This window comes from Serratia grimesii NBRC 13537, assembly GCF_001590905.1.
Taxonomy (GTDB): domain Bacteria; phylum Pseudomonadota; class Gammaproteobacteria; order Enterobacterales; family Enterobacteriaceae; genus Serratia; species Serratia grimesii.
Map to the genome: position 1 here is coordinate 1 of NZ_BCTT01000005.1, position 15,990 is coordinate 15,990.

At 53.3% G+C, this 15,990-nt stretch carries 14 protein-coding genes; 8 read left to right on the plus strand and 6 right to left on the minus strand.

Annotated elements, in window-relative coordinates:
* Positions 1–103 precede the first annotated feature (103 nt).
* Positions 104–988, minus strand: coding sequence for a glycerophosphodiester phosphodiesterase family protein (locus SGR01S_RS04860; RefSeq protein ID WP_061806724.1), 885 nt, complete (start codon positions 986–988; stop codon positions 104–106).
* A gap of 195 nt (positions 989–1,183) precedes the next feature.
* Here SGR01S_RS04860 and dinB point away from each other — a divergent pair, with 195 nt between their 5' ends.
* The gene (gene dinB / locus SGR01S_RS04865; RefSeq protein ID WP_061806725.1) at positions 1,184–2,245 is read left to right on the plus strand and encodes a DNA polymerase IV; all 1,062 of its coding nucleotides are present in this window, start codon (positions 1,184–1,186) and stop codon (positions 2,243–2,245) included.
* A gap of 52 nt (positions 2,246–2,297) precedes the next feature.
* On the opposite strand, the gene pepD is transcribed toward dinB, so the two are convergent.
* Positions 2,298–3,758, minus strand: a complete 1,461-nt coding sequence (gene pepD / locus SGR01S_RS04870) for a beta-Ala-His dipeptidase (protein WP_061806726.1) — start codon at positions 3,756–3,758, stop codon at positions 2,298–2,300.
* A 324-nt stretch (positions 3,759–4,082) separates the two neighbouring features.
* Between pepD and gpt the strand changes: the two genes are divergently transcribed.
* The 6 genes from gpt to SGR01S_RS04900 all read left to right on the plus strand — a co-directional run bounded on the left by gpt (position 4,083) and on the right by SGR01S_RS04900 (position 9,766).
* Positions 4,083–4,541, plus strand: coding sequence for a xanthine phosphoribosyltransferase (gpt, locus tag SGR01S_RS04875; RefSeq protein WP_037423424.1), 459 nt, complete (start codon positions 4,083–4,085; stop codon positions 4,539–4,541).
* Positions 4,542–4,767: 226 nt separating this feature from the next.
* Positions 4,768–6,015 carry an esterase FrsA gene (frsA, locus tag SGR01S_RS04880; RefSeq protein ID WP_061806727.1) on the plus strand — a complete coding sequence of 416 codons (1,248 nt, stop codon included), beginning with the start codon at positions 4,768–4,770 and terminating at the stop codon, positions 6,013–6,015.
* Between the two features lie 60 nt (positions 6,016–6,075).
* Positions 6,076–6,477, plus strand: coding sequence for a sigma factor-binding protein Crl (crl, locus tag SGR01S_RS04885; RefSeq protein WP_037423417.1), 402 nt, complete (start codon positions 6,076–6,078; stop codon positions 6,475–6,477).
* Positions 6,478–6,593: 116 nt separating this feature from the next.
* Complete coding sequence (gene proB, locus SGR01S_RS04890) at positions 6,594–7,697, plus strand: glutamate 5-kinase (RefSeq protein WP_012005410.1); 1,104 nt, start codon at positions 6,594–6,596, stop codon at positions 7,695–7,697.
* Positions 7,698–7,706: 9 nt separating this feature from the next.
* On the plus strand, positions 7,707–8,960 hold the full coding sequence (gene proA / locus SGR01S_RS04895; RefSeq protein WP_061806728.1) for a glutamate-5-semialdehyde dehydrogenase: 1,254 nt from the start codon (positions 7,707–7,709) through the stop codon (positions 8,958–8,960).
* A gap of 236 nt (positions 8,961–9,196) precedes the next feature.
* Positions 9,197–9,766, plus strand: coding sequence for a hypothetical protein (locus tag SGR01S_RS04900; RefSeq protein WP_061806729.1), 570 nt, complete (start codon positions 9,197–9,199; stop codon positions 9,764–9,766).
* A 295-nt stretch (positions 9,767–10,061) separates the two neighbouring features.
* Here SGR01S_RS04900 and SGR01S_RS04905 read toward each other — a convergent pair whose 3' ends face one another.
* The 3 genes from SGR01S_RS04905 to SGR01S_RS04915 form a co-directional block, all read right to left on the minus strand.
* A complete protein-coding gene (locus SGR01S_RS04905) occupies positions 10,062–10,601 on the minus strand; it encodes a hypothetical protein (protein ID WP_061806730.1) in 540 nt (179 codons plus the stop codon).
* 559 nt (positions 10,602–11,160) lie between these two features.
* Positions 11,161–11,685: a cytochrome b561 gene (gene cybB / locus SGR01S_RS04910; protein ID WP_073963416.1), complete on the minus strand. Its 525-nt coding sequence runs from the start codon at positions 11,683–11,685 to the stop codon at positions 11,161–11,163.
* Positions 11,686–11,800: 115 nt separating this feature from the next.
* The gene (locus tag SGR01S_RS04915) at positions 11,801–13,288 is read right to left on the minus strand and encodes a UbiD family decarboxylase (RefSeq protein ID WP_061806732.1); all 1,488 of its coding nucleotides are present in this window, start codon (positions 13,286–13,288) and stop codon (positions 11,801–11,803) included.
* A gap of 95 nt (positions 13,289–13,383) precedes the next feature.
* Between SGR01S_RS04915 and SGR01S_RS04920 the strand changes: the two genes are divergently transcribed.
* Positions 13,384–14,283: a LysR family transcriptional regulator gene (locus tag SGR01S_RS04920; RefSeq protein WP_082797603.1), complete on the plus strand. Its 900-nt coding sequence runs from the start codon at positions 13,384–13,386 to the stop codon at positions 14,281–14,283.
* Here the strand turns inward: SGR01S_RS04920 and SGR01S_RS04925 are convergent.
* Positions 14,280–15,878 (minus strand): ABC transporter substrate-binding protein, encoded by a 1,599-nt coding sequence (locus tag SGR01S_RS04925; protein ID WP_061806734.1) that lies wholly within the window; start codon positions 15,876–15,878, stop codon positions 14,280–14,282. The genes SGR01S_RS04920 and SGR01S_RS04925 overlap by 4 nt on opposite strands.
* Between the last annotated feature and the right edge of the window lie 112 nt (positions 15,879–15,990).

Sequence of the window (15,990 nt, forward strand, 5' to 3'; positions counted from 1 at the left end):
TAATTGCCCTACGTTTGTGGCAATTCCCTTTACACGCAACTAACAGATACCAACAAATAATCTGTCAGGCTTAACTGAACGGCATTAGGCGTATGCAGCGTAATTATTTGGCCTGACGGAAACTCTTCGCCTCGGCCGGGGAGTTGACCATCACGCCATCTACACCCAGCGCCAGCGCTTGCTGATATTCCACCGGTGAGTTAATACCGAACAGAATAATGTGTGCCGGCCCTTGCGAACGGAAGCAGTCGATCGATTCTTTATCCCAGGTTAAAAACGCCTTGGAACGACCTTCACCCAGCGTAAATTTTTCCACCACTTCTACTTCACGCTTCAGCTCCAACCCGTACCAACGCGGTTGCTGATTGTCTGGCTTCAGCTCGCACTGATGCGACAGACTGATATTTGCCAGCAGGTCACGGGTTTCATCGCGGGTCTCAAAGCGTTTAATAGCGTTAGGTAGCGCCTGCAGATATTTGGCATCGGTGGAATACACGCGTGTGCGGTCCAAGCTGTTGGTCTTCTCCAATGTCGCCAACAGGGCTTTGCCGAATTGAACAGGATCAGCATCCGGTGACTTGATATCCAGATAGAAGTTGACCTTGGGGAAAGCATCCAGAATTTCATCCAATCTTGGAATGCCAATACCTTTTCCCCGGAACGGGTGTGCATCATCTTTGGCGAATGACCAACCTGCATCGACTTTTGCCAACTGCGCGCCGGTAAAGGCGGACACCAATCCTTGTTCGTTGGTCAGCGCTTTCAGATCAGAAGGGCGGTACAGCACGATTGCACCGTCTTTGGACTCCTGCAAGGTGATCCAAATAGCGTCGGCGCCGTTTTTCAATGCAGTTTCAATGGCGACGCGGGTGTTTTCAGGTGCGTCGGCGGTACCACCCCGATGTGCAATAATGGCGGGGGCAGCCTGAGCGGCAATAGATATCAGGGATAAGGCAGAAGCGAACAAATAGACCGATAATGTTTTCATGTAGGGTGCCATCCTGTGCGAAGCGTTATTGTTGTCAGTCACTGAGGTAATTAATTTCCACAGCGTACTATTGAAAAATTACGCTTTTTTAACAAGTCGAAGATAATTGGTTGAAACCTTGTTTTCTCCGAACTGAACCGAGGCTTGAGCTTTCCATTTTTGCCTGTATACTTATACAGTGTTATTGGAGGCGCGATGCGTAAAATCATTCATGTCGATATGGACTGCTTCTTCGCGGCGGTAGAAATGCGCGATGATCCCAGTTTGCGCGATATTCCGTTGGCGATCGGCGGCAGTGCCGACCGACGTGGGGTGATCAGCACCGCCAATTATCCGGCACGTCGTTATGGTGTGCACAGCGCGATGTCGACGGCAATGGCACTCAAGCTTTGCCCGCATCTTAAACTGCTGCCAGGCCGTATGGCTGCCTATAAAGAAGCCTCACAACATATCCGCGAAATCTTTGCGCGCTATACCCCACTGATTGAACCGCTATCCCTGGATGAAGCCTATCTGGATGTGACCGACTGCATCCAGTGCAACGGCTCGGCGACGCTGATCGCCCAGCAAATCCGTCAGGCTATTTCCGATGAACTGAACCTCACTGCGTCAGCCGGTATCGCGCCCATCAAGTTCCTCGCCAAAATTGCTTCAGAGCTGAATAAGCCGAATGGCCAATACGTCATCACGCCAGCACAGGTGCCGGAATTTTTACAGCAGCTGCCGCTGAGCAAAATCCCCGGCGTGGGCAAAGTGACCGCGAAACGGTTGGAAGAAGTGGGGCTGATCACCTGCGCAGATGTGCAGCAGTACGATCTGGTTGCCTTGTTAAAGCGCTTCGGCAAGTTTGGCCGAGTGCTGTGGGAACGCTGTCAGGGGATCGATCTGCGCGAGGTTTCGCCGGAACGGTTGCGCAAATCGGTGGGAGTAGAGCGTACGCTGGCGGAAGATATCCATGACTGGGAAGAGTGCGAAACATTGATCGTCGATAAGCTCTATCCCGAGCTGGAGATGCGGTTGCGTAAAGTGAAGCCGGATCTGCATATCGCCCGGCAAGGGGTAAAACTGAAGTTTCAGGATTTTCAGCAAACCACGCAGGAACATGTCTGGCCGGTGCTGAATAAAGACGACTTGATCAACGTGGCACGGCAGGTATGGCGTGAGCGGCGTGAAGGGCGTGGTGTGCGTCTGGTCGGGTTGCACGTAACGCTACTGGATCCCCAACTTGAGCGGCAACTGCTGCTGCCATGGGAATAATAAGGGCGCAAATATTTGCGCCCTTGGTTTGATCACTAAGTCATCTGTAATATTACGCGCGTTCCGGGATCGCTTTCAGCAGTGCGGTCAGCAGCTTCCAGTACAGGCCCACGCTTTCGATATGCACCTGCTCATCCGGCGAGTGTGGCCCGGTGATGGTTGGCCCAATCGACACCATATCCATATTTGGGTACGGCTTTTTGAACAGACCGCATTCCAGACCGGCGTGGATCACCATGATGTTTGGTGTTTTGTTAAACAGATCCTGATAGATCTCACGCACCAGATGCATGACCGGTGAGTCAGCATCAGGCTGCCAGCCCGGGTAACCACCTTTAGGCGCCACTTTGGCGTTAGCCAACTGGCCCAGAGCGGTCAGCATACCTACCACATAATCTTTACCACTGTCGATCAGTGAGCGGATCAGGCAGATGATTTCTGCTTCGCTGTCGCTGGTGGTGACCACGCCCACGTTCAGTGAGGTTTCTACCACGCCTTTTACTGCGTCGCTCATGCGGATCACGCCGTTTGGCGTGCCATTGAGCAGCGCGACGAAACGCTGCTGGCAGTCGGCGGTCATTGCCTGAGACGCACTGGTGGTTGGCTCCAGCAGTACGGTAATGTTCTTCTCTTTTGCGGCCAGTTCATTTTGCAAGGTTGCCAGGAACACCTGGGTCAGTCCTTTCAACGCATCGGCTTTTTCGGCCGGTACGGCAACCACCGCAGAGGCCTCACGCGGGATAGCATTGCGCAGCGTACCGCCATTCAGATCCAGCAGGCGCAGGTTCAGCTCAGCGGTATGATCAAACAGGAAGCGTGCCAGCAGTTTGTTGGCGTTGCCCAGACCCACGTGGATATCGGCACCGGAGTGACCGCCCTTCAGGCCCTTGATCGTCAGCTTCAGGGTTTGGTAACCGGCAGGTACCGCTTCGCGCTGCAGTGGCAGGGTGGTGATGAAATCAATACCACCGGCGCAACCCATGTAGATCTCGCCTTCTTCTTCAGAATCGGTATTGATCAGGATATCCGCTTGCAGCCAGTTAGCTTGCAGCCCGAATGCACCGTCCATACCTGCTTCTTCGGTCATGGTCAGCAGCACTTCCAGCGGGCCGTGCTCAACGCTGTCGTCGGCCAGCACTGCCAGTGCAGAAGCCATACCGATGCCGTTGTCGGCGCCCAGCGTGGTCCCGCGTGCTTTAATCCACTCGCCGTCAATGTATGGCTGAATCGGATCCTTGGTGAAGTCGTGCACCGTGTCGTTATTTTTCTGTGGCACCATGTCCAGGTGCGCCTGCAGGGCGACCGGTTTGCGGTTTTCCATACCCTTGGTGGCAGGTTTACGCAGCAGGATGTTGCCTACATGGTCACGTTCGGCGTGCAGGTGTTTCTCTTTCGCCCACTCGAGGATGTGCTGTGCCAGCGCTTCTTCATGATAAGAAGGATGCGGAATAGAGCAGATTTTGGCAAAAATATCCCACAGCGGCTGTGGTGAAAGTTGAGACAATTCAGACACTATAAGTCTCCTGTAACAGCATTCTCGGCAGTGCGGGAATGCCGCTCGGTTAGGGTTAGGGGCATCTGTGCAGCTTTGGCACGATCTCCAGAGAATATCACTTTATTCGGGGCGGTGCCCGTACCGTATTGCGCTGTTCAAGCGCTTGATCACACTCGTTTGACTCGCCATTGTTCATTTATTCAGCATCAATCACCATATGAAATACTTATGAAATTCCAGGTACAACTGGTATTTGATGCGGTCAGTCTTTATAATCTCGCGCAACCTTTTTTCCCCTGATTACTGAGTAAGCCGCACCACTGCTGGCTGGGACACCATTCTATGAGCGAAAAATACGTTGTTACCTGGGACATGCTGCAAATGCAAGCGCGCAAACTGGCTCACCGCCTGCTGCCGGTTGAGCAATGGACTGGCATTATTGCCGTAAGCCGCGGCGGTCTGGTACCGGCTGCCTTACTGGCACGTGAACTGGGCATTCGCCACGTGGATACCGTCTGCATTTCCAGCTATGATCATGACAACCAACGCGAAATGAAAGTGCTCAAGCGCGCAGAAGGCGACGGTGAAGGCTTTATCGTGATCGACGATCTGGTGGATACCGGCGGTACTGCGAAAGCGATCCGTGAAATGTACCCGAAAGCGCATTTCGTCACTATCTTCGCCAAGCCGGCAGGCCGCCCGCTGGTGGATGACTATGTGGTTGATATCCCGCAAGACACCTGGATCGAACAGCCATGGGACATGGCGGTGACCTTCGTGCCACCGATCGGCGGCCGTTAAGTTCGCCACACTGATTCGTGAAAACGCCCGGCTCTGCCGGGCGTTTTTGTTTCTGATATTCGCCCCTGGACCATAGGATGTGCATCAAGGCAGCCAGCGAGTGCTGCTGGTGCAGATACCGCTTCAAGTATGACGGGTATATCGCGCCAGAGTTCGGTACACTACTTCGAGTTAATTAGTAGGCTGTTTGCGGCCTACGGCCAGATTTACGGAGGCTGTTGTTACCATGGCACAGGCCAACCTTTCTGAAATCCTGTTCAAACCCTCATTTAAGCACCCAGAGACCTCGACGCTGGTCATGCGTGCGCGCAACAAAGTCAGTGCAGAACTGCATTCCACACTAGAAGGCAATACCGTCAGCAACTGGTATCGCATGCTTAACCCACTGATGTGGGCCTGGCGCGGTGTCGATCCGATTGAGATCAACGAAGTGCTGGCGCGCATTGCGGTTGCTGATGTGGAACACACCAACGACAAGTGGCTGGATACCGTAGTCGGTTACCGTAACGGTAACTGGATCTACGAATGGGTGCATCAGGGCATGCTCTGGCAGCAGCGTGCACTGGAACAACAGGACCCCTTGATCGGCGGGCAGTACTGGCTCAATGCGGCCAACTTTTACAGCATTGCCGGTTACCCGCACTTGAAAGGGGACGAACTGGCCGAACAGGCCGAGGCGCTCTCTAACCGGGCCTACGAAGAAGCTGCGTTATTACTACCGTACCAGTTGAAAGAACTGGAGTTCCGCATCGAAGGCGGCAGCAGCATTACCGGCTTCCTGCACATGCCGGAAAAAGGCGAAGCGCCGTTCCCAACGGTGCTGATGTGCGGCAGCCTGGACACGCTACAGACTGATTATCACCGCTTATTCCGTGACTATTTGGCGCCACATGGCATTGCCATGCTGACCATTGATATGCCTTCCATCGGTTCTTCTTACAAGTGGAAACTGACGCAAGATTCCAGCTTCCTGCACCAGCAGGTGCTCACTCAACTGGCCTCGGTGCCGTGGGTTGATCATCAGCGCGTCACTGCGTTTGGTTTCCGTTTCGGCGCCAACGTAGCAGTCCGTCTGGCCTATTTGGAGCCGCAGCGGCTACGGGGTGTGGCTTGTCTGGGGCCGGTGGTGCACCGCCTGCTGTGTGACATCAACACGCAGCGACATGTACCGGACATGTATATGGACGTGCTGGCTAGCCGTATGGGCATGGCCAACGCTTCGGATAACGTGCTGAAGATTGAGCTGAATAGCTATTCGCTGAAAACCCAAGGGTTGTTGGGCCGCCGCTGTCCGACGCCGATGTTGGCCGGTTACTGGGATCAAGATCCGCTCAGCCCGAAAGAGGAGTCGCAACTGATCGCGTCGTCTTCTATGGACGGCAAACTGATCGCCATACCGCGCGCACCTGTCTACAGCAGTTTCCACAAGGCATTGCTGCAAATGACACATTGGATGAAAGATAAAATGCGTTAAATAGTTGCTAAATTTTAACAATTTGTTAAAAAGAGTGGTCTACATTGAGGAGGTTAAAGAATGACGTTACCGAGTGGTCACCCTAAAAGCCGACTAATGAAACGTTTCGCCAGCTTGGGGCCGTATCTGCGTGAAGGGCAGTGTGAGAACGACCGTTTTTTCTTTGATTGTTTAGCCGTTTGCGTCAATGTTAAGCCCGCGCCAGAGAAGCGCGAATTCTGGGGCTGGTGGATCGAACTGCATGCTGAAGATACGCGCTTTACTTACGCCTATCAGTTCGGCCTGTTTGATAAAGAAGGGCATTGGACGCCGGAAAAGATTAAGGATACTGAAGTCAAAACCAAGCTGGAAACCACCCTGCGTGATTTCCACCGTCGCTTGGGCGAGCTGCTGACCACAATGGAACTGACGTTAGAGCCTGCCGCTGATTTCAAAGAAAAACTGATTAAACTTTCCGCCTGACCCCGTTTGACCACAAGTATTCTGCTGATTTCGCGTTGTGCCTGTTGGCATAACGCGTCTCTCCTGTTACAAAGTCCCTAAGCATTATTCTTCTCATCTTATACGGCAGAAACACTATGAACGGCAGCCAGACACTGGTTGTGAAATTGGGCACCAGCGTGTTGACCGGCGGATCGCTGCGTCTTAACCGTGCCCATATTGTCGAACTGGTACGCCAGTGCGCACAACAGCATGCAGCGGGTCACCGCATCGTTATCGTCACCTCCGGCGCGATTGCAGCCGGGCGCGAACATTTGGGCTACCCCGAACTCCCCGCCACCATCGCCTCCAAGCAGTTGCTGGCGGCGGTCGGGCAGAGCCGGTTGATTCAACTGTGGGAGCAACTGTTTTCCATTTATGGCATCCACGTCGGGCAGATGTTGCTGACGCGTGCCGATCTGGAAGACCGTGAACGCTTCCTCAACGCGCGTGACACCATGACGGCGTTGCTGGACAACCGTATCGTGCCGGTGATCAATGAGAACGACGCGGTTGCGACCGCAGAAATCAAAGTGGGCGACAACGACAATCTGTCGGCATTGGCGGCGATCCTGGCCGGGGCTGATAAACTGTTGTTGCTGACCGATCAGCAGGGCCTGTACACCGCTGACCCACGTAATAACCCGCAGGCAGAGCTGATCCGAGAAGTGCACGGCATCGACGACGCACTGCGCGCCATCGCTGGCGACAGCGTTTCCGGCCTGGGCACCGGCGGCATGGGCACCAAGCTGCAAGCCGCTGACGTGGCCTGCCGCGCCGGTATCGATGTGATCATTGCCGCCGGCAGCAAGCCAGGCGTGGTGGCTGACGTGATTGAAGGCAAACCGGTGGGCACCCGTTTCCACGCGCTGGAAACCCCATTGGAAAACCGCAAACGCTGGATCTTCGGCGCACCGCCGGCGGGTGAGATCACCGTCGACGACGGTGCGGTCGACGCCATTATGGCGCGCGGCAGTTCGCTGCTGCCGAAGGGCATCCGCGAAGTCAAAGGCGACTTCTCCCGTGGTGAAGTGATCCGCATTCGCAACCTGACGGGGCGCGATCTGGCGCACGGTGTCAGCCGTTATAACAGCGACGCGATGCGCATGATAGCCGGTCACCACTCGCAGGAAATCAGCGAAATTCTCGGTTATGAATACGGCCCGGTGGCAGTGCACCGTGACGATATGATAGTCAGTTAAGGAGTGAGCATGCTAGAGCAAATGGGGAAGGCCGCCAAACAGGCTTCCTGGCAACTGGCGGTGCTGAGCACGGCGAAGAAAAACCAGGTACTGTCGGTGATTGCCGACAGACTGGAAGCCGAAAGCGAAGTGATTTTACAGGCTAACGAACAGGACATGGAACAGGCACGCGCCAGCGGGATGACCGAAGCGCTGCTTGATCGCCTGTTACTGACCCCGGCACGCCTGGCGGCGATCGCCAATGACGTGCGTCAGGTATGCCGTTTGAACGACCCGGTCGGCCATGTATTGGACGGCAGCCTGTTGGACAGCGGGTTGAAGCTGGAACGCCGCCGGGTACCGCTCGGTGTGATTGGCGTGATTTATGAAGCACGGCCTAACGTCACCATCGACGTTGCCAGCCTGTGCCTGAAAACCGGCAACGCGGTGATTCTGCGCGGTGGCAAAGAAACCCACCACACCAACCAGGCGACGGTGAAAGTGATCCAGCAGGCGCTGGAACAGTGCGGCCTGCCGGCTGCGGCGGTACAGGCGATTGAAAGCCCGGACCGTGCGTTGGTGAATGAGTTGCTGCGCCTGGATCGCTACGTCGACATGTTGATCCCACGTGGTGGTGCGGGCTTGCACAAGCTGTGTCGCGAACAGTCGACTATTCCGGTGATCACCGGCGGTATCGGCGTTTGCCATACCTACGTTGACGACAGCGTTGATTTCGACAAAGCACTGACGGTTATCGAGAACGCCAAAATTCAACGTCCAAGCGCCTGTAACTCGCTGGAGACGCTGCTGGTGAACCGCAACATCGCCGCAGAGTTCTTGCCTGCCTTGAGTACGCGAATGGCGGCGGTGGGCGTCACCCTGCATGCTGCGGAGAACGCCATGCCGCTGTTGCAAGACGGCCCGGCAACGGTGGTGGCGGTAGCGGCGGAAGATTACGACGACGAATGGCTGTCGTTGGATTTGAACGTGGCGCTGGTGGATGACATCGATCAGGCTATCGACCATATTCGCACCCATGGCACCAGCCACTCCGACGCGATCCTCACCCGTTCACTGAGCAGCGCCGAGCACTTTGTGCGTGCGGTGGATTCAAGCGCGGTGTACGTCAATGCCAGCACCCGCTTCACCGACGGCGGCCAGTTCGGCCTGGGCGCAGAAGTGGCCGTCAGCACCCAGAAACTGCACGCCCGTGGCCCAATGGGCCTGGACGCACTGACCACCTACAAGTGGATTGGTTACGGTGATGATTTGGTTCGTAGCTAAGTTTTAGTTTGGTGTTTAAAAATGTAGGGGCGCAGTTCATTTGGACTGCGCTCTTTTTATTTTGGGGGAGTTTAGCGTTGCTGGCCTAAGCGGAACCTTATCTGGCAGTCGGCTTTGTGCCAGGAGCAGACGTTAAAAAATTATGTAGATACAGTTAGCATGCTCAGATTTATAAGTTAAAATAGCCGTGCACGGTAAGGCTGTTATCATCTTTTGATAGATACAAAAATATAATCATGAATAAAAGTTATTATTTCGAAAGTAAATATAAAAAATGGTCCATTACAGCCGTGGTATGCATCATTATGGGCGGATGGTTCTGGTATATGTTATGGGCAACAAGTATTTCCCATAATACCATTTTACAAAAATCGGTGCCTGAATGGACAACGTATATTTCTTTTGGTGCATTGATTGGAAGCTTCTCTTCTATTCACGCTTTTTATCTTCGCACTTTTAACAAAACAATAAAGTATCTTTCTAAAGCATTCTTTGGCGGTTTCTGCCTGGGATTTGTATTGAGCTTAAACTGTTACGATGTCTATGTTTATCTCTTCCCAGAAAAAATAATTGGCTATGAATCTGAATATGAGGTTGTCTTCCCTGGGCCATCGAGGGGTAAGCATGGGCATTGTGAAGCAGGTATCTGGTTAAAAGATCAGAACACCACCAGATGGATACAGCTTTGTACAAATAAAGAATTTCTGCGCAGCCACCGTAAGCAAGGAATGACAGGGGTATGGGTATCAGCTCGTGTTAATAAAATTGGAACCTACATCGTGAAATACGAATTTATTTATATGTAAATGAAGTAATCTTAATGTATTTCAATCGCTTGGGTCGAAACTTTTTTCTGTCTGTGAAAATGAATGATAGTCAACGTCTGCTCCTCACTCATAGCTGACGTTGTTCTATTCAGGGGATAGAGCTGGGTCAGAAATGCTCGACTTTACAGATAATCTAGCCATTTATGAGTGAGTGGTGCGATACATCAAGTACCAACTGTTTTCACGAACAAACGATAATGAAAGCAAACAAAACAAGGGGCCAGGGCAGTAAAAACCACCCGAAGCCCCCAGTATTATCCCATCAATATTTCCGCTATTTCTTAACCATAAGGTGTTTGCGTTCCTCTTTACTCATCGCCTTGTTTGAGCTGGAAATAACGCAGTTATATTCTTTGCCTTTATTAATGACCATAAAGGTACTGACGGGGTTTTTAAAATCTTTGCCGATAGTGAAATAAACATAGTCCTGCGGCAAAGAACTTGGTTTAAAGGCACCAAACGCGTACATCCCTTCTATGCCGAGAGCGGATAAATCAATCGTCAGTTCCATCGGCTGTGTGGCCATCGGGGACGGGAGCATAGATTTCGCTGACATCATCATCGAGCTGGGGTTAACGGTATATTCGCTGGTGACTTTCATCCCGACATACTTGGATTCAGGCATTGAAAGTTCTTTCATACAGGCCGCGTCGTGCTTGGGCGCCGGGCTACCATTTTCTTGTACGGCATGCACGTGCTCCAGGGTAACCGTCTCTTTGCCGGTCACGGGTTGTTTGCTGTCTGCTGCGTGTGCCATGCCGGCCATTGTGATGGCGGCAACTGTCGGTAGAATAATGCCAGTCATTATTTTCATTACTTTGCTCCTGACTTTTTATGAGTGGAAAGCGCTATTAACTTTCCCATGTGTGTAGCCGATAGAACTTAATTAATGAAATCATAGGCGGCACTATGTCGTCTCATGTAAATGCGAGACAGGACAGAGTTAACCTAAAAATTAACTGGCGTTTTAAGCTGAATAAAATGAATAAACATTACTGTGACTTTGTTCGCCAGCGGGATGGCATATTCGTTGTATGAATAACCTTAGTCAAAATCCGGAATAGATACAACTCGATATATAAGAATTTTTTATCTTGAATTTAAGGGGAATGTAAGGAAACGATATAACTCATTTTCTTACAGAGAGTTATGTTTTTCTGCGGTGGGTTTGTCACTAATGATTGCATGCAATCAGGTCTTTCTCTAACTAATAAGGTAATTTATTATTTCAATTGATATGTATGCATGTGGTCATTAATTTTTATTTTTAAGTTATTTTCCTGTCTGGAATAGACGCTATGTAATAAACCGCTCTTTAACCAATGGCCTATCAGCGGTAGGGCGGTTTATTAGCAGGCCAATTTTGCGTGATGTTAGCGTTTTTTTAACCGTGGAAGCATACGTACCAGCACATTGTCCTTAACGAGGTAGTGATGAAACAACGCCGCCGCCGCATGCAGCCCAATCAGCCAATAGCCGAAGGCCGCCAGCGTCTTGTGCCAGCCGATAATCATCCTTGCCTGCGGCCGGTCGGCGACGTCGGCAAAGGGCATTGGAAGGCCAAACAAAAACCACTCTTTACCGCCCAGATAGCGGGAATAGACGCCCAGCACCGGCAGCGTCAGCAGTAACAGGTAAATCAGGGTATGCACCAAATGGGCCGCGCCGGTTTGCCATTTTGCCGGTTTCGGCTCGATGGCAGGGCTGGTGTGGCGCCAACGCAGGAACAAACGGGCGATCATCAATACAAATACCGTCACCCCACAACTAAAGTGGGTCACTACCAGTACGTACCACAGTGGGGTGCCTGGTACGGTAAAACCTCTCAGCTCAATGGTTGTGCAGGTGATGACCAGAAGGATCGCCACCAGCCAGTGCAGACGGATCTGCATTGGCATATAAGAGTTCTGCACCGGGTTACCTTTTACGCTCAAATAATATGTTTGCTGATGGTAACCAAATGTTAACGGTGAGGAAAGTGCCTGCGCGTTTCCCTGGTCGCCAGCACCTCTTTCAGAACCCGTAATCCCGCCATTTACGCTCCACCCGTTGTTTAATTTCATCCGGGTAGGAATGTTCGAAGCAGGCCGTGGTGGCGCGCATCTTGCCGCTAAATTGCTCCGGCAGCAGGCAATTGATGATCATTTTACCGCCGTGCCCGGCCTGTTTGTCCTCATCATCCAGATAAGGCACCATCGGGATGCCGGGCTGGCCGGTAAAATCGTAAAAATCGCGTTTCGGGTGGCTGCGGGTCGCCAGCGCCCACACCACCTGGTTGATGTCGGTGATGTCTATATCGTTGCTGACCAGCAAGATTTTGGGTACCAGCCAGGCGACGTGCGAGTTGAAGAACTTCTCGACGATCAACTGCACGAAGCCGTCTGCGTCGGTATGCATCGTCGCCAACCGGTCGGTATCTACCGCCAATACCAGCCAGCAGGTAGCAGCCTCGTAGGAACACCAGGCCATGTCGATCGGCAGGTTCTCTTGGCGGCAGTGTTTCAGCGCCTCGGCGGAAATCATGGTACCCCAGATAGTGTGGTTCTCCTCTGGTGGCGTACCGGCGACGCAAATCGGCAGAATAGCGCGATCGCGGAAGGTGATGGCTTTCACGTGAAATACCGGCTGCTTCTTACCTTCAGCGAACGAATAGCCGTGGTATTCGCCCATCGGCCCTTCCGGCGCAGTTTCATCGAGGCTGATTTCTCCCTCCACCACAATTTCCGCCGTGGCCGGTACATACAGGTCATTGGTTTCGCATTTCACCACCTCAACGGCTTCGCCGGTCAGCGCGCCGATGTAGCCCGGCTCACTGGTCCAGGCGGGCAGCGGCATACCGGCTACCGCCATGGCCGCAGGCGGGGCGCCCAGCACCATCGCCCAGGGGGTATTTTTACCCTGTTCGCGCCACATGCTGTGGACCATGCCGATATGCTGCTGGGGCATCGCCGGGCCCACCAGCGTGTTTTTATCGTGCAGCATAGCGCGGGCGACCGACCAGCTGTCCCATTTGCCGTCGGGCGACTGCACGATATGGAAGCCGTAGGTGGCGAAATAGCGTCCGCCATCTTCCTGGTGCAGCAGCGGGATGGGGAAAATGTTCAGGTCGACGTCCGCGCCGCTGAGGATGTTTTCTTTGCAGGGCGCTTGTTGTGCGATCGTCGGTGCAATCGGCGGCTGGTCAGCGGCGGCGATGATTTTTTCGAGGATTTGTTTCGGCGTAGCCTGCTTCGGCAGGTTGAAATGGGCGGCGAGGCGGGAATAGGCCTGCCCCGGTTTGCCACTCATGCCGGCAGGCGCGCCGAGAATGCGAAAGTTACGGTTGTCTCCGGCCAGCGCGGTGAACAGCGGTGCTGGCGCCCGGGTTTCATACACTTTGCGCACGATGGCGCCCACCTCCAGAACGGGATCGACATTTTCATCGATAACCACCAACTCCTCATTTTTTTGCAGATAATCCAGGTAGGTGCGGAAGTCCACCGCCGCTGATTTATGATCCATTTCATCACCTTCGGGTAAGAAGCCAGTCTTCAGATTACGTCGGAAAGGTGGATAGAAAAAATTGATGTTATTTGTTAGTTTTATAAAAAATATTTATGGCTACAGAAATGCAAGAAAAGATGCTGCAGTTGGATCTGCGCTGGTTAAAAACATTTTTGCTGGTGGCGGATACTGGGTCGATGACCGAAGCGGGCGATCAGTTGGCCCGTACACAAGCGGCGATTAGCACACACGTTAAGAACATCGAAGATGCGCTCGGTAAGAAGGTGTTTAATCGCACCGGTAAACGGTTGGTGCTCACGGCCACCGGCACCGAATTGCACTTTCACGCGCTCAAGATCCTTCATGTTTATAACCAGTCGATGCTTTCTCTGCAGCAGAGCGCCATCAAGGCCACCGTTCGTTTCGGTATTGCCGACGTCTATGCCGAAAAATATTTACCGCCCATCCTGCAATGCCTTCATCAGCATTATCCGGATGTTGAGCTGTCTTTAGTCTGCCTGCCTTCCTCGGCGCTGATCCCGATGATCGATAGCAAAGCGCTCGATCTTGCGCTGGTTACGCAAGAGGAGCCGCTGCGCGGCCAGTGGCTATTCAGTGAGCGGATGTTCTGGGTCTGCGACGCTACCGCCGACATCGGTCGTCTGCGACCGTTGCCACTGTCGCTGTATGAATTCGGCAGCCGGGCGCTGGAACAGATGGCCGCTGCGCTCGACACGCTGGAAGGGGGTTATCGGGTTCTTTACACCAGCCCGAATATTGCGGCGCAGAAGGCGGCGATCGCCACCGGTCGTTGTCTGGCGGCGATCGCCGAATGTCATATCTCGGCGGATATGCGCATCGCGGACAACCCACAGTTGCCGCCCTTACCTGTGCTGAATGTGGCGCTGATTGGCGCCCACGGCAGCAAGCAGCCAGGGCTGCTGGAGGGGATCGGAGGGCTGATTGGGCGGTTATTTGCCCCCACCACCGGCAGGGGCGAAGGCGGGGATTAGTTAACTTTGGCCTTGGCAAAGTCACTGCCGTTAACGTCAACCACATAGCCGCTGACGTTGCTGCGGGTGGCGTAGAACACCTTGCCGTTAGCCAGTGGCAGCAGCGGAGCCTGTTGGGCAAAAATCACCTGCGCTTGCTGATAAAGCTTGGCGCGTTCAGCAGGGACGCTGACCTGAATCGCCTGCTGGATCAGTTTGTCATAACTGCTGTCGCACCAGCGGGCGGCGTTGGCACCGGTTTGCACGCCTGCGCAGTTGAGCAGGGTAGCGAAGTTATCCGGGTCACCGTTATCCGACATCCAGCCATACAGCGCACTTTGCTGTTCCCCTTTGCGCAGCCCGGCCAAGTACTGGCCCCATTCCCAGGTGACAATTTTGGCTTTCACCCCCACTTTTGCCCAGTCGTTTTGAATCATCTGGGCAATCCGCCGTGAATTAGGGTTGTAAGGCCGTGCCACCGGCATCGACCAGATGTCGGTCTCAAACCCTTTCTCCAGTCCTGCCTGTTTGAGCAGTTCACGCGCTTTTTCCGGGTTGTAAGCATATTCAGACAGTTTGTCGTTATAGCCCAGCATGCCTGGCGGCAGTATCGAATAGGCTGGTGTACCGCTGTCTTTAAATACCGCAGCCACAATCGCTTTTTTGTCTACCGCGTAGCTCAGTGCCTGGCGTACCAGCACGTTATCAAATGGCTTCTTCTGGGTATTGAACGCCAGATAGCCGACGTTCAAGCCGTCGATACTGTTCAACTGCAGGTTTTTGTCGCTCTTGATGGCGTCAAACTGTTCCGCCAGCGGGGCAGGGATGATCTGGCACTCATTGGTTTTCAGCTTGGCCAGCCGGGTTTCCGGATTTGGCGTAATGGAGAAAATCAGGTGTTTGCTAGCCACCTCACCCTGCCAGTAATGTGGGTTGGCGATGTAGCGGATCAGGGAATCCTGTTTGTACTGTTGCAGCGCGAACGGACCGGTGCCGATAGGCCAGTTATCGACATTTTCCGGTGTGCCTTTTTTCAGCATGGCATCGGCATATTCGGCGGAAAGGATCGAAGCGAAGTCCATCGTCCAGTCAGCCAGGAATGCGGCATTAGGCTGGCTCAGGGTAAAGCGCACGTGGTCGTTATCCACCGCTTCCACTTTGGTGATCAGCTTGTCCAGCCCGGTATCGGTAAAGTATTCGTAGTTGCCGCCAGACACCTTGTGATACGGATTATTGGGGTCTTTTTGACGCATCACGGTGAATACGACGTCCTCGGCGTTGAAGTCACGCGTTGGGGTGAAGAACTTATTGCTGTTGAATTTCACGCCCTTGCGCAACGTAAAGGTATAGGTTTTGCCGTCCGGGCTGATGGTCCACTCGGTCGCCAGTGAGGGCGCCGGGGTTTTATCGCTTTCACGCAGTGTCAGCAGGCGGTTGTACAACACCTGCGAAGTCGCGATAAAGGTGGTCCCGGAGCTGGAAAGCTGCGGGTTGAATGATTCCGGTGAGGCCACGGTGCAATAGACCAGAGTATCCGTTGCGGCCAGTGCGCTGCCTGCCGTCAACAAACCGGTTCCCGCCAATAACAGACCCACAGTGCTTTGTTTAAAATGCATAAAATGGATGGCTCCCTCAGGTTAATTGAGGACACTGCCGCCGCTGTGGCATTCAGGCAGCCCTCAATTTAAATATAAGTGATTGATAGAGGATATGGGAACTGGTGGTTGA

What these genes read in the sequence shown, in the direction of transcription:
- gpt (WP_037423424.1), top strand. Translation starts at nt 4,083, where the DNA reads ATGAGCGAAAAATACGTTGTTACCTGGGACATGCTGCAAATGCAAGCG.
- SGR01S_RS04900 (WP_061806729.1), top strand. Translation starts at nt 9,197, where the DNA reads ATGAATAAAAGTTATTATTTCGAAAGTAAATATAAAAAATGGTCCATT.
- dinB (WP_061806725.1), top strand. Translation starts at nt 1,184, where the DNA reads ATGCGTAAAATCATTCATGTCGATATGGACTGCTTCTTCGCGGCGGTA.
- SGR01S_RS04920 (WP_082797603.1), top strand. Translation starts at nt 13,384, where the DNA reads ATGGCTACAGAAATGCAAGAAAAGATGCTGCAGTTGGATCTGCGCTGG.
- SGR01S_RS04925 (WP_061806734.1), bottom strand. Translation starts at nt 15,878, where the DNA reads ATGCATTTTAAACAAAGCACTGTGGGTCTGTTATTGGCGGGAACCGGT.
- SGR01S_RS04915 (WP_061806732.1), bottom strand. Translation starts at nt 13,288, where the DNA reads ATGGATCATAAATCAGCGGCGGTGGACTTCCGCACCTACCTGGATTAT.
- frsA (WP_061806727.1), top strand. Translation starts at nt 4,768, where the DNA reads ATGGCACAGGCCAACCTTTCTGAAATCCTGTTCAAACCCTCATTTAAG.
- proB (WP_012005410.1), top strand. Translation starts at nt 6,594, where the DNA reads ATGAACGGCAGCCAGACACTGGTTGTGAAATTGGGCACCAGCGTGTTG.
- cybB (WP_073963416.1), bottom strand. Translation starts at nt 11,685, where the DNA reads ATGCCAATGCAGATCCGTCTGCACTGGCTGGTGGCGATCCTTCTGGTC.
- crl (WP_037423417.1), top strand. Translation starts at nt 6,076, where the DNA reads ATGACGTTACCGAGTGGTCACCCTAAAAGCCGACTAATGAAACGTTTC.
- SGR01S_RS04905 (WP_061806730.1), bottom strand. Translation starts at nt 10,601, where the DNA reads ATGAAAATAATGACTGGCATTATTCTACCGACAGTTGCCGCCATCACA.
- proA (WP_061806728.1), top strand. Translation starts at nt 7,707, where the DNA reads ATGCTAGAGCAAATGGGGAAGGCCGCCAAACAGGCTTCCTGGCAACTG.
- SGR01S_RS04860 (WP_061806724.1), bottom strand. Translation starts at nt 988, where the DNA reads ATGAAAACATTATCGGTCTATTTGTTCGCTTCTGCCTTATCCCTGATA.